The organism is Streptomyces sp. NPDC046939 (assembly GCF_040644575.1).
Classification (GTDB): domain Bacteria; phylum Actinomycetota; class Actinomycetes; order Streptomycetales; family Streptomycetaceae; genus Streptomyces.
The window spans coordinates 66,543-81,206 of the sequence record NZ_JBEYWV010000001.1 but is presented as its reverse complement, the minus strand read 5'-3'; the positions used below and the strand labels follow the sequence as shown (position 1 = coordinate 81,206).

Here is a 14,664-nt window from a genome sequence, read left to right as displayed (position 1 = left end):
CCCGACCCGCTCCGCCGCCGACGCGCCGGGCGCGCTCCGGGACCGTAGCGTGGCCCGCATGTGCTGGAGCGCGACGGCCGACCTCGTGGCGGGCAGCGCGATCACCGCGGTGGGGGTCGCCTGCGTGGCACGCGCCGCCCGTACCCGGCCGCGCGCCCTGCCCCTCGCGGCGCTCCCGCTGCTGCTCGGCGCGCACCAGATCATCGAGGCGGTGATCTGGAACGACAACGGCGGCCGTGGCCCCGCCGTCCTCGCCTGGGCGGTGATCGCCCTGCCGCTACTCCCCTTCTGGGTCCCGGCCGGCGTCCTGTGCGTGGCGCGACCCGAGGCGCGGCGGCGGCTGTGGCCCCTGCTCGCGTGCGGGCTCGTCACCTCGGCCGCCCTCGCGTACACCCTGGCGACAAGGACGGTGACCGCCACCGTCCGCGGCCACACGATGGCCTACGAGATCGGCCTGCCGCACGCCGGACTCCTCGTCGCCGGTTACCTCCTGGCCACGATCGGCTCACTGCTCCTGTCCGGCGAGGCGGGCCTGGTCCTGCTCGGCGGCCTGGCCGGGATCGCCGCGGCGGTGTGCGCGGCGCTGTGGCGCTGGGAGTTCGTGTCGACGTGGTGCGCGGCGGCGGCGGTGTGCTCGCTGGTGCTGTTCGCGTGGACGCGCCGGGCGGCAGCGACGCCGACGAACTCTTCAGGGGGTCCACCATGACCAGTAACCAGCCGCTGCACGTCGTCCTCGGCTCCGGCCCCGCCGGAACCGCCCTCGCCGGGGAGCTGGTGCGCCGCGAGCACCCGGTACGGCTCGTCGACCGCAAGGGGGAGGGGCCCGGGCCCGCGGGCGTCGAGCGGTTCGCGGCGGATGTCAGCACCGCGCAAGGGGCACGGGCCGCCGTGGCGGGGGCCGCCGTCGTGTACCACTGCGTCAACGTCGCCTATCACCTCCAGGTCGACGTGATGCCGGGCATCCAGGAGGCCGTCCTCGGCGCGGTGGAGGAGAACGGGGCGCGCCTCGTCGTCCTCGACACGCTGTACCCGTACGGCCCGACCGGCGGTGCCGTCATGACGGAGGACTCGCCCTGGAACGCCACGTCCCGCAAGGGCCGGATGCGCGCGGACCTCGACGAGAAGTACCTGGCGGCGCACCGCGCCGGGCGCGCCCGGGTGGCGCTCGGCCGCTCCGCCGACTTCTTCGGGCCCGGCGTCCTCAACTCCACGCTCGGCGGCGCCGTCTTCCCCGCCGCACTGACCGGCGGCGAGATCCCGGCCTTCGGCGACATCGACCTGCCGCACAGTTATACGTACATCGGTGATGTCGCGGCGGGGCTCGCCACGCTCGGCGAGCGTCCCGACGGCGACGGCCGCGTCTGGCACCTGCCGACCGCGCCCGCCCTGCCCACCCGCGAGGTCCTGGCGATGGTGGAGCGGCGCACGGGCCAGCCGCTGGAGCTCACGGTCATGAGGGAACCGCGCCCGTTCGGCCCGTTCGACGAGCAGTTCATGGCCGAGTACGCGGAGATGTTCTACCAGCACACCGAGGCGCAGATCATGGACTCGTCGGCCTTCGAGCACCACTTCGGCGTCCGTCCGACGCCCTTCGCAAAGGCGCTGGACGCCACGCTCGCCTGGTACCGGGCGACGCTGGGGATCAGCGCCTGATCTCCTAACTGAAGGTCTTGCGGTACGTCTGCGGGCTCACGCCCGTCGTGCGCTTGAAGCGGTCGCGGAACGCGGTCGGCGAACCGAAGCCGACCTGCGCGGCGATCCGTTCCACGGGGTGCCCGGTGGTCTCCAGCAGGTGCTGGGCCTGCCGGATGCGGGCGCGGTGCAGCCATTGCAGCGGCGTGGTGCCGGTCTGTTCGCGGAAGCGCCGCATGAGCGTACGGGTGCTGACACCGGCGCGGGCGGCGATGTCGGCGAGGCTGAGTTCGCTGTCGAGGTGGTCGCGGAGCCAGTCGAGCAGCGGCTCGAAGGAGGCGCCCTGCGGTGCGGGGCTCGGCGTGTGGTCGTGGACGATGAACTGCGCCTGGCCGCCCTCCCGTTCGAGCGGCATGACGGAGAGCCGGGCCGCGTCGGCGGCCACCGCCGAGCCGTAGTCGCGGCGGATCATGTGCAGGCACAGATCGAGTCCGGCGGCGGCACCGGCCGAGGTGAGGAGCTGCCCGTTGTCGACGTAGAGGACGTCGGGGTCCACCTTCACCGCCGGGTAGGTGGCGGCGAGCAGGTCCGCCGCGATCCAGTGCGTCGTCGCGCGCAGCCCGTCCAGGAGCCCGGTGGCGGCGAGCGGAAAGGTGCCCGCGCAGATGGAGGCGATACGGGTGCCTTGCGCGGCCGCGCTCCTGAGGGCGTCGCGGACGGCCGGTGACAGCGGGGCGGTGGGCGCCGAGGTGCCGGGCACGATGATCGTGTCGGCCCCGTTCAGCCCGTCCAGACCCCGGTGCGCGCGGAGGGTGAACGTGCCCGCGTCCACCTCCTCCCGCTCGGCGCAGACGCGCACCTGATAGCCGGGCCGGCCGTCCGGGAGCCGGGTACGGGTGAAGACCTCGATCGGGGTGGAGAGGTCGAAGGGGATCACGTGGTCGAGGGCGAGGACGGCGACGATGTGCATGGCGAGAACATAGCGCGACGCCGTATTGCCGCCACCGGCCATATAGAGGTGGGTACGCGCAACTTCCCTGCTCGCAGGGCCTGGCAATAACCCGTTGATGCCAGGCACTAATGCCACTGGGACGGCTCTCCGGGACTGGTTAGCGTCGGCGTGAGCCCGGCGCGGACCGGGCCCGTCGCACGTGAAGGAACCGCCTCATGCACGTCCAGACCGTCCCCCTCGACGGCGTCGATCCGCTCGACGCCGTCGCGCCGTTCGAGGTCCGCCGCTGACCATGACGAAATTCCTGCTCAGTCTGCACGTCCTCGCCGCCGTCCTGACCGTGGGGCCGGTCACCGTCGCCGCGAGCATGTTCCCCCGGACCTGGCGCCAGGCGCTCGCGGCGCCGGGCACGGCCGAACCGGTGTCGACGCTGGGGACGCTGCACCGCATCTGCCGGGTCTACGCCGGGATCGGCATCGCCGTACCGCTGTTCGGGTTCGCGACGGCGAGCAGCCTCGGGGTGCTCGGCAGCGCGTGGCTGATCGTCTCCATCGTCCTGACGGCAGTGGCCGCGGGCGTGCTCGCGCTGCTGATCCTGCCCGCGCAGGAGGCGGCCCTCGACGTGGTGGGACAGCCCGAGACGCCGCCGCTCCCCCGCGGCGCGGCGCGACTCGCGGCGCTCACCGGTGTGTTCAACCTGCTGTGGGCGACGGTCACCGTCCTGATGATCGTCCGCCCCGGCTCCACGACGGGGGCGTGACCGTGCGGCCCAAAGCTCTGCGCATCGCGGCGCGCGCCGAACTCGGCACGCTGCTCCTACTCCTCGGCAACCTCGTGACCGTCCACCACCCGGCCGTCTCGTCCGTCATGGGGCCCGCGCACGGTTGCGCGTACCTCTTCGTCATCGGTGCCGTGTGGCGGTCGAGGCAGGCGGACGGTGCCGCCAGGACCTACGCGCTGATCCCCGGGATCGGCGGGCTGCTGGCCGAGCGGCGGCTCGCCGCGACCGCGCCCGCCGCGACCGGTTGAACAACCGACGAACAACCGGCGAAGTCCGACGGCACGGCCCGCCACCGCACCCGGCGGGTCCGTACCGTCACCCCATGAGCTGGCTGGAGATCTCCCTCACCGCCGCGGGCCTGCTGCTCGGTGTCGTCTCGATCGTCACGCCGTTCGTCGCGGACCGGCGGGCGCGGCGCAGCAGGCGGATCGGGTTCCGCAAGCAGATGGACATCGCGATAGGCCACAACGGGCAGGTCAGCGGCGCCGATCCGCGGCTCGGCCTCTTCAACGACCTGCCCGCGATGCGGGACGCGACGCTCGTGCTCCTGCGCATCGAGAACGACGGCTCGCGCCACATCGAGGAGTCGGACTACATCGACCCGTCGGCGCAGTACGGGCTCACCGCCGAGTTCCCGGGCCGGCGCGTCGAGGCGCGGGACGTCACGCTGCCCGGGGAACACGCCAACCTGATGGGCTACTTCGAGAACCAGCCGGGGCTGCTCGTAGCGGGGTCCAGCACCCTGCGCATCCCGCGCGTACCGCTGAAGCCGGGGGCGTACTACAAGATCCTGGTGCTGCTGACGGGCGGTCAGGAGGGTGACCCGGTCACCGTGACCGGTGACATCAAGGACGGCACCCTCCACGAGAACCACAGTCTCACCCCGGACGAGAAGCCTCCGGTGTTCAGCAGGCAGGCCCGGTGGACCACCGTCGCCCTCGGCCTCGCCCTGATCGCTGCGGCCACACTGCCGCTGCTCGTGCCGCCGCCGCTGCCGGACGACTGCGAGACGGGTGCGCTGCGGCTGACAGGCTCGACGGCGTTCGCGCCGGTCATGACCGGACTGGCGGAGAAGTACCGGGAGCACTGCCAGGGCCGCCCGGAGATCACGGTGGCGGCGCGCGGCAGCCGTACCGGGGTGCGGGAACTCGCCCTGTCCGGCGGCGGGACCGACGCCGACGGGGCGGCCGTCGTCGCGTTCTCGGACGGGCCGCGCCCCGCGAGCTACCGACGGCTCAGCGAGAGCCGTGTCGCCGTGTCCCTGTTCACGCTGGTCGTCCACGACGGCGTACGGCTGACGAACCTGTCCGTCGCCGACGTGCGCCGCCTCTACCGGGGCGAGATCCGCAACTGGAACCGGCTCGGCGGCCCCGACCTGCCCGTCGTCCTCGTCAGCCGCACCTCGGGGTCCGGGACCCGCAGCGCGCTGGCTACACGGGTCCTCGCGGGCGCCGACGAGCCGCCCGCCTCCTCCGACGACTGCGTGACGCGCACGGTCCGGACGGCTCCCGTCCTGCGCTGCGAGCTCGACTCGACGGAGCAGGTCCTGTCGACCGTGGCCCGCACGCCGGGCGCGCTCGGCTACAGCGAGTTGCGCGCCGCGTCACCGCCGGAGGCGCCGCGCGGACTGCACCCCGTCACGCTGGACGGGCACACGCCCGACCCGGACCGGCTCACCACCAGCGGTTATCCGTACCGCGAGATCGAGTACGCCTACACCTACGGCCGGCCGCCCGCCGACTCGCTCGCGTCCAGCTTCCTGGCATACGCGATCGACGACGGGACCGGCAAGGGAGTGGTCGCCACGCACGGCCATCTGCCGTGCGGGACGCCGGTGGGCCTGCGGGTGTGCGGCGGTACCGGCTAGAGCGTGTCCGCCTTGGGGTAGCGCACGAACAGGATGCCGTGGACGTCGCCGTGCGGGGCGGCGTAGCGGTGCGGGGCGTCGGCGCGCCAATGGGCGTGGCCGCCCGGGGAGACGGTCTGCGGCGCGTCGGGCAGGCCGACCACTGCGGTGCCGGAGAGCACCATCAGGCTCTCCGTCGTACGGGGGACGTGCGCGGCCGAGTCCTGGGTGGCGCCGCCCGCGATGGTGACCCGGAAGACGTCGGTGGCGGCGTCCACGTCCTCGTACCGCTCCAGGAGCACGGCGGTGACGGCGCTTCCCGAGACGCCGCCCGTGCCCTCGCGGACGCCCGGCGGCGGATCGCCCAAGACGGCGGAGAGCGGGCTGTCGAGCGCCGTGGTCAGGGCGTACAGCGTCTCCAGGGTCGGGTTGCGCAGGCCGCCCTCCAGTTCGGAGAGGGTGCCCTTGCCGACGCCCGAGCGGCGGGCCAGCTCCGACAGGGACAGGCCGCGCGCCCGGCGCAGCGCCTTGAGCCTGCGCCCCACCTCGTCGTGGAGACCCATGTCTTTTCCCCTCCGGCATCGCGGTCGGTTGACGGTCGCACACCGACGTCCTTAGTGTTCCACAAACAGAACGTTCCATTTATGGAACGCGAACGCCCTGGTGCGCAATGGAAGTGGCCCCGCGATGTCCCCCATGAGCCCTGACTCTCCCGTCTCGCCCTTCTCCCGCATACGTGCCCTCGCGCCGCCCTCGGCGGTGGCGGCGGGGCTGATCGCGGTCATGGTCGGCGTGACCAGCTCGGCGGCGCTCGTCTTCACGGCGGCGCGGGCCGCGGGCGCCGACGCGCGGGAGATCTCCTCCTGGATGCTCGCTCTCGGTATCGGCCTCGCGGTGACGTGCGCCGGGCTGTCCTTGCGGTTCCGGGCGCCCGTGGTGACCGCGTGGTCGACGCCGGGCGCGGCGCTTCTCGCCACCGGGCTCAGCGGGGTGTCGATGGGGAAGGCGGTCGGGGCGTTCGTCTTCAGCGCGGTGCTGATCCTGGTCAGCGGGGTCACGGGGTGGTTCGCCCGGGTCATGGACCGGATCCCCGTACCGCTCGCGGCGGCGCTCCTCGCCGGGGTGCTGCTGCAGTTCGGCACGGGGCTGTTCGCGGAGATGAACGGCAGCTTCGCCGTGGCGTTCCCGATGTTCGCGCTGTATTTGTTGGCACGGAAGCTGCTCCCCCGGTACGCGGTGCTGCTCGCCCTGGGCGTCGGTGCGGTGGCGTCCGCCCTGACGGGGGGCTGGCACCTGGAACGCGTACGCCTCTCTCTGGCGCACCCGGTGTTCACGGCGCCGGAGTTCGACTGGAAGGTGCTGATCAGCGTCGGCGTGCCGTTGTTCGTCGTGACGATGGCCTCGCAGAACCTGCCGGGCGTCGCAGTGCTGCGCGGCTCCGGGTACGAGGTTCCGGTCTCGCCGCTGCTGACGTGGACCGGGGCGGTGCAGGCGGCGCTCGCCCCCTTTGGCGCGTTCGGCATCAACCTGGCGGCGATCACGGCGGCGATCTGCACGGGCGAGGAGGCCCACCCGGACCGCGAACGCCGCTTCCTGGCGGCTGTCTGGGCGGGCGTCTTCTACCTCTGCGTCGGCCTGCTCGGCGCCACCGTGGCCTCCCTGCTGGTCGCGATGCCGCACGCCCTCGTCCTGGCCGTCGCGGGCATCGGCCTCCTCGCCACGATCGAGGCGTCCCTGACCTCGGCCCTCTCGGACCCGTCGTCCCGCGAGGCAGCGGTCATCACGTTCCTGGCGACAGCCTCCGGCGTCACGCTGCTCGGAATCGGCTCGGCGTTTTGGGGTTTGCTGGCGGGGGCCCTTACGACGGTTCTCTCGAACGTGAGCCGCCGCGCTTGGGGGAAGGGTGCGGGGGCTGAGCGTGAGCGGGGGGCGGCGGCGCGGACGGGGGTGTAGGGGTTGGGGGTGAGGGGTGACGGGGCGGGATCGGAGGCGGCTCGGCCAAGGGCGCCGGGGACGGGGCCGGGCTTCTCGGCCAGGAGTGACGGGGAGCAGGACCGAAAGCCGCTCGGCAAAGGGGGCCCGCCTGCAAGCCAGGGGCACCACGCGTCCGGCCCCGGCCCCGACCCCAGCGCGCCAGGAGCGCCGACGCGGACGGGCATGCAGGGCTCGGCGAGGAGTGACAGTCGGGCGGAACCGGGGCCGCTCGACCAGGGGCACCGAGGACGGGCCTCGGGGGCTGCTCGACCAAGAAGGACACGGACGGGGCCGGAAACTTCTCGGCGAGAGTGACTGTGCGCGGGACCGGGGGCCGCTCGGCGAAGGGGGCCCGCCTTCAAGAAGAGGCACCACGCGTCAGGCCCCGGCAGCGACTTCCAGCGCGCCAAAAGCGCCAACGCGGACGGGGTACAAGGCTCGGCGAGAGTGACTGTGCGCGGAACCGGGGGCGCTCGACCAAGGGCGACGAAGGCGGGTCCGGGTGTCGCTCGACCAAGGGTGCTCGGGACGGAGTCGGCGGCCGCTCGACCAAGGGCGCCGGGGACGGAGTCGGCGGTCGCTCGAGCAAGGGCGACGCGGACGCAACCGGAGACCGCTCCGCGAGGGGGCCCGCCTGGCGGGAAGCGGGCGGGACGTGTCCGGGCCCGGACGTGGCCCCCAGCGTGCCCAGCGCATCGGCGACGGGCCGGGGCCCGAGCCTCGGTAGGCGCGGCGCGCCTCGCCACCCCGGCGGGACAACCCAGCGCCCCCTACCCTGGGCCCATGCCCCACCCCTCAGACATCGCAGCACACCGCACCGGGCGCCGGGCCGTCGAGGAGCGGCGGCGGGGCCGTGGGCTCGCCGAGGTCGTGCTTGATGACGGGCGCGCCGTGATGGTCAAGCGGGCGGAGGCCGGCGCGGTGCGGGCCGAGGGCGCCGGGCTGCGGTGGCTCGCTGCCGCCCGCGCCGTCGCCGTGCCCGAGGTGTACGGAGAGCGCGACGACCACGATGGCGAGTGGCTGGTCATCGACCGGGTCGACGACGGGCGGCCGACCGCCCGGGGTGCCGAGCGGTTCGGGCGGGATCTCGCCGCCCTGCACGCCTCCGGCGCCCCCGCCTTCGGCGCGCCGCCGCCGGGCGGGCCGACGGACGCGACCATCGGGCTCGCCCCGATGCGCAACGTCCCCGGCGACGACTGGCCGCGCTGGTACGCCGAGCACCGCGTCCTCCCGTACGTACGGCTGGCGGTCGACGCCGGCACGCTGACGCCCGGCGAGTCCCGCACCGTCGAGCAAATCCTTGACCGGATTCCCGAGCTCGCCGGCCCCGCCGAACCGCCCGCCCGTCTCCACGGCGACCTGTGGAACGGCAACGTCCTGTGGGACCGGGACGGCACCGCCTGGCTGATCGACCCGGCCGCGCACGGCGGTCACCGCGAGACCGATCTCGCCATGCTGCACCTGTTCGGCGCCCCGCACCTGGACCGGATCATCGACGGCTACCAGGAGGCCGCACCGCTCGCGGACGGCTGGCAGGACCGCGTCCCGCTGCACCAGCTCTTCCCGCTGCTCGTGCACACGGTCCTGTTCGGCCGCGGCTACGCCGACCAGGCCCTGGCCGCCGCCCGTTCCCAACTGGCGCGCTGACCCTATGAACTGACGGCTCGTCAGGTTACGCTCCGGCGCATGACTTCCACGGTGGTCTGGGGCACGGGGAACATGGGCCGCGCGGCGATCCGGGCCGTCGACGCCCACCCCGGGCTCGAACTCTCCGGCGTGCTCGTCCACGCCCCCGCCAAGGACGGCCGCGACGCGGGCGACCTGGCCGGGCTCGACCACGCCCTCGGTGTCACCGCGACGAGGGACGTCGACGCGGTGCTCGCGGCCCGGCCCGGCGCCGTCGTCTACGCCGCCTCCGGCGACCTGCGCCCCGACGAGGCCCTCGCCGACGTCTGCCGCGCCCTGCGCACCGGCGCGGTCGTCGTCAGCCCGGCCCTCTACCCCCTCTACGACCATCGGAGCGCACCACCCGAGTTCACCGACCCCGTGCACACCGCCATCGAGGAGGGCGGCGGCTCCCTGTTCGTGTCGGGCGTCGACCCCGGCTGGGCCAACGACGTACTCCCTCTGCTGGTCAGCGGCCTCGGCACCCGCGTCGACGTCCTGCGCTGCCAGGAGATCTTCGACTATTCGACGTACGACCAGGAGGACTCCGTCCGCCACCTCGTCGGCATGGGGCATCCCCTGGACTACGAGCCGCTGATGCTCGCCGACACCATCCCCACCCTGGTGTGGGGCGGGCAGGTGCGGCTCATGGCCCGCGCGCTCGGCGTCGAGGTGGACGAGATCCGCGAGACGCTGGAGCGCCGCCCCCTCACCACCGATGTGACGACCGCCGCCATGGGCGACTTCGCGGCGGGCACCCAGGGCGCGGTCCGCTTCGAGGTGCGGGGGATCGTGGGCGGTGAGGCCCGTATCGTCATCGAGCACGTGACCCGTATTCACTCCTCGTGCGCGCCCGACTGGCCGCTGCCGCCCGGCGGCGGGGCGGGCGCGCACCGCGTGATCGTGGAGGGCCGCCCGCGCATCGAGGTCACCGTGCAGGCCACCGACGAGGGCGGCAACCACGCGGCGGGCGGCAACGCGACCGCCGTGGGCCGGCTCGTCGGCGCGATCGAGTGGCTCGTGGCCGAGCCGCCCGGTCTCTACGACGCCCTCGACGTGCCCCTCCTTCCCGCCACCGGACGGCTCGGGAGGAAGCAGCCATGAAGGTCGACATACCGGACGGCGAGGAGCCCATCCCGTATGTGTGGGGCGCGATGGTGCCCGGGATCGGGCCCGCGGCGGCCCAGTTCTCCATGGCCGTCTACGAGCACTCCTCCCTCGGTCTGCGCGAGTTCGAGGCGGCCCGGCTGCGCGTCGCGCAGATCAACGGCTGTCTGTTCTGCCTGGACTGGCGCACCGAACGCGACGGCGAGAAGGTCGAGGCGACGTTCATCGACGCTGTGGAGGACTGGCGGAACACCACCGCGTTCGACGAGCGGACCCGGCTCGCCGCCGAGTACGCGGAGCGGTACACCCTCGACCCCCACGGGCTCGACGACGCGTTCTGGCAGCGGATGACCGCTCACTACACCCAGGCCGAGATCGTGGAGCTGAGCATGGCCATCGGCTCGTGGCTGGCGTTCGGCCGGCTCAATCATGTGCTCGGCATCGACACGGTGTGCGCCCTGCCTGCGCCCGGCGAGGGGGCCGGGCAGGGTACGGCCGTCACAGATCCACGGCGATGATCTTCTCGATGTTGCGCTCCGCGAGCGCCGTGATCGTGACGAACGGGTTGACGCTCGTGTTGCCCGGGATCAGCGCGCCGTCGATGACGTAGAGACCGGGATAGCCGTGCAGGCGGCCGTAGTTGTCGGTCGCCTTGCCGAGGACGGCGCCGCCCAGCGGGTGGTAGGTGAGGTGGTCGCCCCAGATCTTGTAGACGCCGAACAGGTCGGTGCGGTAGATCGTGCCCTCCTTCGCGTTGATCTTGTCGAAGATGGTCTTCGCCGCGTCGATCCCGGGCTGCTTCCACGCGGTCTGCCAGTTCAGGGCGGTGCCGCCGGTCGACGGGTCGTACGTGAACTGCGCGCGGTTCGGGTTCCTGGTGATGGACAGGTAGAACGACGCGTACGTCTCGATGCCGGTCGGCAACGGCGCGACCTCGGCGAAGGCGCCGCCCGCCGCCCAGTTGTCGATCCCGGCGGTCGGGATGGAGGACTGGAGCGCGCCGGTCGGGTCCCAGAGGTGGTTGGCGCGGCCGCACATGACGTTGCCGTTGTCGCCCCAGCCCTTGCCGATCTCACCGTTGAGCGCGGGCAGCGCGCCGGTGGCCTTCAGCTTGGTGAGCAGCTTGCTCGTGCCGACGCTGCCCGCCGCGAAGAAGACGCGGTCCGCGGCGATCTCCTTGGTGGCCGTGACGGCCCCGGTGGTGGAGAGCTGTTCGATGCGGACGGTGTACCCGCCGCCGGAGGCCGGGGCGACCGAGACGACCTTGTGCAGGGGCGAGATGGTGACCCGGCCGGTGGCCCTGGCACGCGGGAGGTACGTCTTCTGCAGCGACTTCTTGCCGTAGTTGTTGCCGTACAGGATCTCTCCCGCCAGCGCCGACTTCGGCACCGTCCCGGCCGCCTCCCGCTCCATGTAGTCCCAGTCGTAGACGTCGGGCACGAAGACGAACGGGAAGTCGGAGCGCTGGGCGTGCTTGCGGCCGACGCGCGCGTACTGGTAGCACTCGGCGGTCTCGAACCATGCGGGGTCGATGGTGTTCACGCCCAGACCGGCGTTGGCGCGCGGGTAGTACGTGCCGTACATCTCGTTCGCGTCGACGGTCGGCAGGACCGCGCCGAAGTTCTCCCGCTTCGGCGTGACGGCCATGCCGCCGTTGACCAGCGAGCCGCCGCCGACGCCGCGCCCCTGGTAGACGGTGATGCCGGCGAACTCCTCGGCGTCGAGGACGCCGGTGTACTTGGGGACGTCCTTGTCGATGGGGAAGCCGAGGAAGTTGCTCAGGGGTTGCTTGGTCCTGGTTCTCAGCCAGTACGAGCGGTAGTCGGGGCTCGTCGTGTTGGCGAAGATCCTGCCGTCCGTGCCCGGGGTGTCCCAGGCCATGCCCATCTCCACCATCTGCACGTCGACGCCCGCCTCCGCGAGCCGTAGCGCGGCGACCGATCCGCCGTACCCGGTGCCGATGACGAGGGCGGGGACGCGGGCGCCGTCGGCGACGGCGCGACCGCTCAGCGCCAGGGCGCCGAGAAGAGAACCTGTTCCCGCGAGGAAGCCGCGGCGGGTGATTCCGTTACGGGCCACTTCAGGACGGGTTGCATCGGTCATGGCGGGTTCCTCACTCTCGACGGAATGGGAACGAGTTCTACTGTTGATCGCCAAACAAGTCGATGCATACCGATAGGTAACGTTCCAGGCACGGCAGAGCGGCGTGGCGATCGACATCGCCACGCCGCTCCGTCGTGTGCGGGTCAGGGCTTGCGCGCCACCACCGCGTAGATCCCGCTGGGCTCGGCCCGCGGCGCCGGCTCCTCGCGGAACCACTCGGGCGCCGTCACCAGACCGGGCTCCACGGGGTCGAGGCCCTCCAGGAACCGGGCCACGCCGTCCCGCGTGCGGAAGCCGAGCTTGATGCCGCCCTTCGCGTACTCGGCGGTCACCTTGTCCGACAGCTCGGGGAAGATGTCGGACGAGGCGTGCGAGAGGACGAGGTGGCTGCCGGAGGGCAGCGCTTCGACGAGCGTGGAGACGATGTCGTACGGGTTCTGCTCGTCGGAGATGAAGTGCATGAGCGCGATCAGCGACAGCGCGATCGGCCGGTCGAAGTCGAGGATCGTGCGGGCGTGCTCCAGGATCGCCTTCGGGTCGCGCACGTCGGCCTGGATGTAGTCGGTCCTGCCCTCGGGGGTGGAGACGAGGAGGGCCTCCGCGTGCCGCAGCACGATGGGGTCGTTGTCCGTGTAGACGATCTTCGCCGTGGGGACGATCCGCTGCACGATCTGGTGCAGGTTCGGCGCGGTCGGGATGCCGGTGCCGACGTCGAGGAACTGGTCGACGCCCTGCGAGGCGAGCCATGCCGCCGCCCGGTGCATGAACTCCCGGTTCTGCCGTGCCGCGTCCCGCGCCTCGGGCGGCAACTGCGAGCCGACGGCCTCGTCGACCGGGTAGTTGTCCTTGCCGCCGAGCAGCCAGTCGTAGACCCGCGCGGGGTGCGCCTGGCTGGTGTCGATCTTCGGCCGGGGGGCGGGTGCCGTCATGGGCGGACTCCATCGTCACGAGGGCGGGACAAGGCGGATGACCTTGGGCTCAGTCTGCCATGTCAACTGCGCGGGTCGATCGTGGCGTTGGCCTTTCACCGCCGGTACGGTGCCGACGACGGACCGTGGACCGCTCCCCCGGCAGAAGGGACCCGCCGTGCGCGACTGGCGACACGAACTCGGCCTCGAACCGCACGGCGAGGGGGGCTGGTTCCGGCGGATCTACTCCGCCCCGGGGGAGACGGCGACCGCGCACGGCCCGCGCCCCTCGGCCACCTCGATCTACTACCTGCTGGACGAGGAGCAGCCGAGCGGCTTGCTGCACCGCAACCGCAGCGACATCCTGCACTTCCTCATCGACGGCGGCCCCCTGGAGTACGTCACCGTCGACGCGGCGGGCGCGCTGACCCGTACCGTCCTCGGCGCGGACGGCGAACGCTTCCTGCTCGTGCCCGGCGGCTGGTGGAAGGCGTCGCACCTGGTCGGCGGCGCCCGGCACGGCCTGGTGGCGGAGGTCGTCACGCCCGGTTTCGACTACGCCGACCACGAGTTCGCGACCCCCGCCGTACTGGACGAGCTTCCGCACCTGGCCGAGGAGCTGCGGGAGTTCGTACGTCACTGAACGAGGTTCAGGAGAGCGTGCGGATCGGGCTTCCCGCCAGGTACGCCTCGATGTCCTCGACCGCGCCCTGGAAGTAGCCCTCGTAGTTGCGGCGGGTGACGTAGCCGAGGTGGGGCAGGCCGAGGAAGTTCGGGGCCGTGCGCAGCGGGTCGTCCAGGGGCAGGGGCTCGGTCGCGAAGACGTCGCTGCCCGCGCCGGCGATCCAGCCCTCGCGCAGGGCCCGCAGCAGCGCCTCCTGGTCGACGATCGCCGCGCGCGAGGTGTTGACCAGATAGGCGGTGGGGCGCATCCGGCGCAGCTCCTCGGCGCCGACGAGGCCGCGCGTCCGCTCGCTCAGGACCAGGTGGACGGAGACGAAGTCGCTGGTGGCGAGCAGTTCGTCCTTGGACGCGGCGAGCGTGGCCCCCGCCTCGGCGGCGCGCTCGGCGGTCAGGTTCTGGCTCCAGGCGGCGACGTCCATGCCGAAGGCGGCGCCGACGCGGGCGACCCGGGCGCCGATCTTGCCGAGCCCCAGCAGGCCGAGGCGGCGCCCGTGCAGATCGGCGCCGAGCGTGGACTGCCAGGGCCCGCCGGAGCGCAGGTTGTCGTTCTCGGTGACGACGCCGCGAGCGAGCCCGAGGATGAGGGCCCAGGTCAGCTCGACGGGCGGCTCCGAACCGCTCGGCGTGCCGCAGACCGTGACGCCGTGCGCGGCCGCGGCGGCCAGGACGATCGAGGCGTTGCGCAGCCCGGAGGTGATCAGCAGCCGCAGCTTGGGCAGCCGCGCGAACAACTCGGCCGGGAACGGCGTGCGTTCCCGCATCACGACCACGATCTCGCAGTCACCGATCGCCGCGACGAGTGCGTCGTGCGCGGGGATGTGGTCGTGGAGGAAGCGGACGTCGACGCGGTCCGCGAGGCGCGCCCAGTCGGCGCTCCCCCGGGCGGCGTCCTGAAAATCGTCGAGTACGGCACAACGCAACATGGACACCAGTATCCCCACGGACACCTCCGTTCACGGACTTGGTCCGGACGAATGTCTTGACGCGTCACCGTCACGTCTCTTAAATCAAC

At 72.5% G+C, this 14,664-nt stretch carries 15 protein-coding genes; 10 read left to right on the top strand and 5 right to left on the bottom strand.

Translation table 11 applies throughout. The features are described 5' to 3' along the window. Nucleotides 1–58 precede the first annotated feature (58 nt). Complete coding sequence (locus ABZ877_RS00355; RefSeq protein WP_361061802.1) at nucleotides 59–706, top strand: DUF6629 family protein; 648 nt, start codon at nucleotides 59–61, stop codon at nucleotides 704–706. Further along, entirely contained in the window at nucleotides 703–1,653 is a 951-nt protein-coding gene (locus ABZ877_RS00350) for an NAD-dependent epimerase/dehydratase family protein (protein ID WP_361061798.1), read from the top strand. Before ABZ877_RS00355 ends, ABZ877_RS00350 begins: the two co-directional genes overlap by 4 nt. A 4-nt stretch (nucleotides 1,654–1,657) precedes the next feature. Here ABZ877_RS00350 and ABZ877_RS00345 read toward each other — a convergent pair whose 3' ends face one another. Then, nucleotides 1,658–2,602: a helix-turn-helix domain-containing protein gene (locus ABZ877_RS00345; RefSeq protein ID WP_361061795.1), complete on the bottom strand. Its 945-nt coding sequence runs from the start codon at nucleotides 2,600–2,602 to the stop codon at nucleotides 1,658–1,660. 274 nt (nucleotides 2,603–2,876) lie between these two features. On the opposite strand from ABZ877_RS00345, the gene ABZ877_RS00340 reads away from it, so the two are divergent. The 3 genes from ABZ877_RS00340 (at nucleotide 2,877) to ABZ877_RS00330 (ending at nucleotide 5,232) form a co-directional block, all read left to right on the top strand. Next, entirely contained in the window at nucleotides 2,877–3,344 is a 468-nt protein-coding gene (locus ABZ877_RS00340; protein ID WP_361061792.1) for a hypothetical protein, read from the top strand. Continuing rightward, nucleotides 3,341–3,613 carry a DUF3817 domain-containing protein gene (locus ABZ877_RS00335; RefSeq protein ID WP_361061789.1) on the top strand — a complete coding sequence of 91 codons (273 nt, stop codon included), beginning with the start codon at nucleotides 3,341–3,343 and terminating at the stop codon, nucleotides 3,611–3,613. Before ABZ877_RS00340 ends, ABZ877_RS00335 begins: the two co-directional genes overlap by 4 nt. Before the next feature lie 74 nt (nucleotides 3,614–3,687). After that, nucleotides 3,688–5,232, top strand: a complete 1,545-nt coding sequence (locus ABZ877_RS00330; protein ID WP_361061786.1) for a substrate-binding domain-containing protein — start codon at nucleotides 3,688–3,690, stop codon at nucleotides 5,230–5,232. Here ABZ877_RS00330 and ABZ877_RS00325 read toward each other — a convergent pair. Continuing rightward, nucleotides 5,229–5,774 (bottom strand): helix-turn-helix domain-containing protein, encoded by a 546-nt coding sequence (locus ABZ877_RS00325; protein ID WP_361061783.1) that lies wholly within the window; start codon nucleotides 5,772–5,774, stop codon nucleotides 5,229–5,231. The two genes, ABZ877_RS00330 and ABZ877_RS00325, sit on opposite strands and share 4 nt — an antisense overlap. A 133-nt stretch (nucleotides 5,775–5,907) precedes the next feature. Here ABZ877_RS00325 and ABZ877_RS00320 point away from each other — a divergent pair, with 133 nt between their 5' ends. From ABZ877_RS00320 to ABZ877_RS00305, 4 genes are all read left to right on the top strand, one after another. After that, nucleotides 5,908–7,164 (top strand): benzoate/H(+) symporter BenE family transporter, encoded by a 1,257-nt coding sequence (locus tag ABZ877_RS00320; RefSeq protein ID WP_361061780.1) that lies wholly within the window; start codon nucleotides 5,908–5,910, stop codon nucleotides 7,162–7,164. An 804-nt stretch (nucleotides 7,165–7,968) separates the two neighbouring features. Next, a complete protein-coding gene (locus tag ABZ877_RS00315; RefSeq protein ID WP_361061777.1) occupies nucleotides 7,969–8,832 on the top strand; it encodes a fructosamine kinase family protein in 864 nt (287 codons plus the stop codon). 39 nt (nucleotides 8,833–8,871) lie between these two features. Continuing rightward, nucleotides 8,872–9,954, top strand: a complete 1,083-nt coding sequence (locus tag ABZ877_RS00310; RefSeq protein WP_361061774.1) for a dihydrodipicolinate reductase — start codon at nucleotides 8,872–8,874, stop codon at nucleotides 9,952–9,954. Further along, nucleotides 9,951–10,475 (top strand): carboxymuconolactone decarboxylase family protein, encoded by a 525-nt coding sequence (locus ABZ877_RS00305; RefSeq protein WP_361061771.1) that lies wholly within the window; start codon nucleotides 9,951–9,953, stop codon nucleotides 10,473–10,475. The genes ABZ877_RS00310 and ABZ877_RS00305 overlap by 4 nt, the downstream gene beginning before the upstream one ends. Here the strand turns inward: ABZ877_RS00305 and ABZ877_RS00300 are convergent. Both ABZ877_RS00300 and ABZ877_RS00295 read right to left on the bottom strand, forming a co-directional pair. Then, the gene (locus tag ABZ877_RS00300; RefSeq protein WP_361061768.1) at nucleotides 10,456–12,060 is read right to left on the bottom strand and encodes a GMC oxidoreductase; all 1,605 of its coding nucleotides are present in this window, start codon (nucleotides 12,058–12,060) and stop codon (nucleotides 10,456–10,458) included. The genes ABZ877_RS00305 and ABZ877_RS00300 overlap by 20 nt on opposite strands. A 143-nt stretch (nucleotides 12,061–12,203) precedes the next feature. Then, nucleotides 12,204–12,989, bottom strand: coding sequence for an SAM-dependent methyltransferase (locus tag ABZ877_RS00295; protein WP_361061765.1), 786 nt, complete (start codon nucleotides 12,987–12,989; stop codon nucleotides 12,204–12,206). Nucleotides 12,990–13,146: 157 nt separating this feature from the next. On the opposite strand from ABZ877_RS00295, the gene ABZ877_RS00290 reads away from it, so the two are divergent. Further along, a complete protein-coding gene (locus ABZ877_RS00290) occupies nucleotides 13,147–13,611 on the top strand; it encodes a cupin domain-containing protein (protein ID WP_361061762.1) in 465 nt (154 codons plus the stop codon). Between the two features lie 7 nt (nucleotides 13,612–13,618). Here the strand turns inward: ABZ877_RS00290 and ABZ877_RS00285 are convergent, their stop codons facing one another. Then, entirely contained in the window at nucleotides 13,619–14,575 is a 957-nt protein-coding gene (locus ABZ877_RS00285; protein ID WP_361062811.1) for a D-2-hydroxyacid dehydrogenase family protein, read from the bottom strand. Nucleotides 14,576–14,664 lie beyond the last annotated feature (89 nt).

Coding starts and splice junctions, on each gene's coding strand:
- ABZ877_RS00300 (WP_361061768.1), bottom strand. CDS start 12,060: ATGACCGATGCAACCCGTCCTGAAGTGGCCCGTAACGGAATCACCCGC.
- ABZ877_RS00315 (WP_361061777.1), top strand. CDS start 7,969: ATGCCCCACCCCTCAGACATCGCAGCACACCGCACCGGGCGCCGGGCC.
- ABZ877_RS00340 (WP_361061792.1), top strand. CDS start 2,877: ATGACGAAATTCCTGCTCAGTCTGCACGTCCTCGCCGCCGTCCTGACC.
- ABZ877_RS00355 (WP_361061802.1), top strand. CDS start 59: ATGTGCTGGAGCGCGACGGCCGACCTCGTGGCGGGCAGCGCGATCACC.
- ABZ877_RS00295 (WP_361061765.1), bottom strand. CDS start 12,989: ATGACGGCACCCGCCCCCCGGCCGAAGATCGACACCAGCCAGGCGCAC.
- ABZ877_RS00325 (WP_361061783.1), bottom strand. CDS start 5,774: ATGGGTCTCCACGACGAGGTGGGGCGCAGGCTCAAGGCGCTGCGCCGG.
- ABZ877_RS00305 (WP_361061771.1), top strand. CDS start 9,951: ATGAAGGTCGACATACCGGACGGCGAGGAGCCCATCCCGTATGTGTGG.
- ABZ877_RS00320 (WP_361061780.1), top strand. CDS start 5,908: ATGAGCCCTGACTCTCCCGTCTCGCCCTTCTCCCGCATACGTGCCCTC.
- ABZ877_RS00330 (WP_361061786.1), top strand. CDS start 3,688: ATGAGCTGGCTGGAGATCTCCCTCACCGCCGCGGGCCTGCTGCTCGGT.
- ABZ877_RS00285 (WP_361062811.1), bottom strand. CDS start 14,575: ATGTTGCGTTGTGCCGTACTCGACGATTTTCAGGACGCCGCCCGGGGG.
- ABZ877_RS00345 (WP_361061795.1), bottom strand. CDS start 2,602: ATGCACATCGTCGCCGTCCTCGCCCTCGACCACGTGATCCCCTTCGAC.
- ABZ877_RS00310 (WP_361061774.1), top strand. CDS start 8,872: ATGACTTCCACGGTGGTCTGGGGCACGGGGAACATGGGCCGCGCGGCG.
- ABZ877_RS00350 (WP_361061798.1), top strand. CDS start 703: ATGACCAGTAACCAGCCGCTGCACGTCGTCCTCGGCTCCGGCCCCGCC.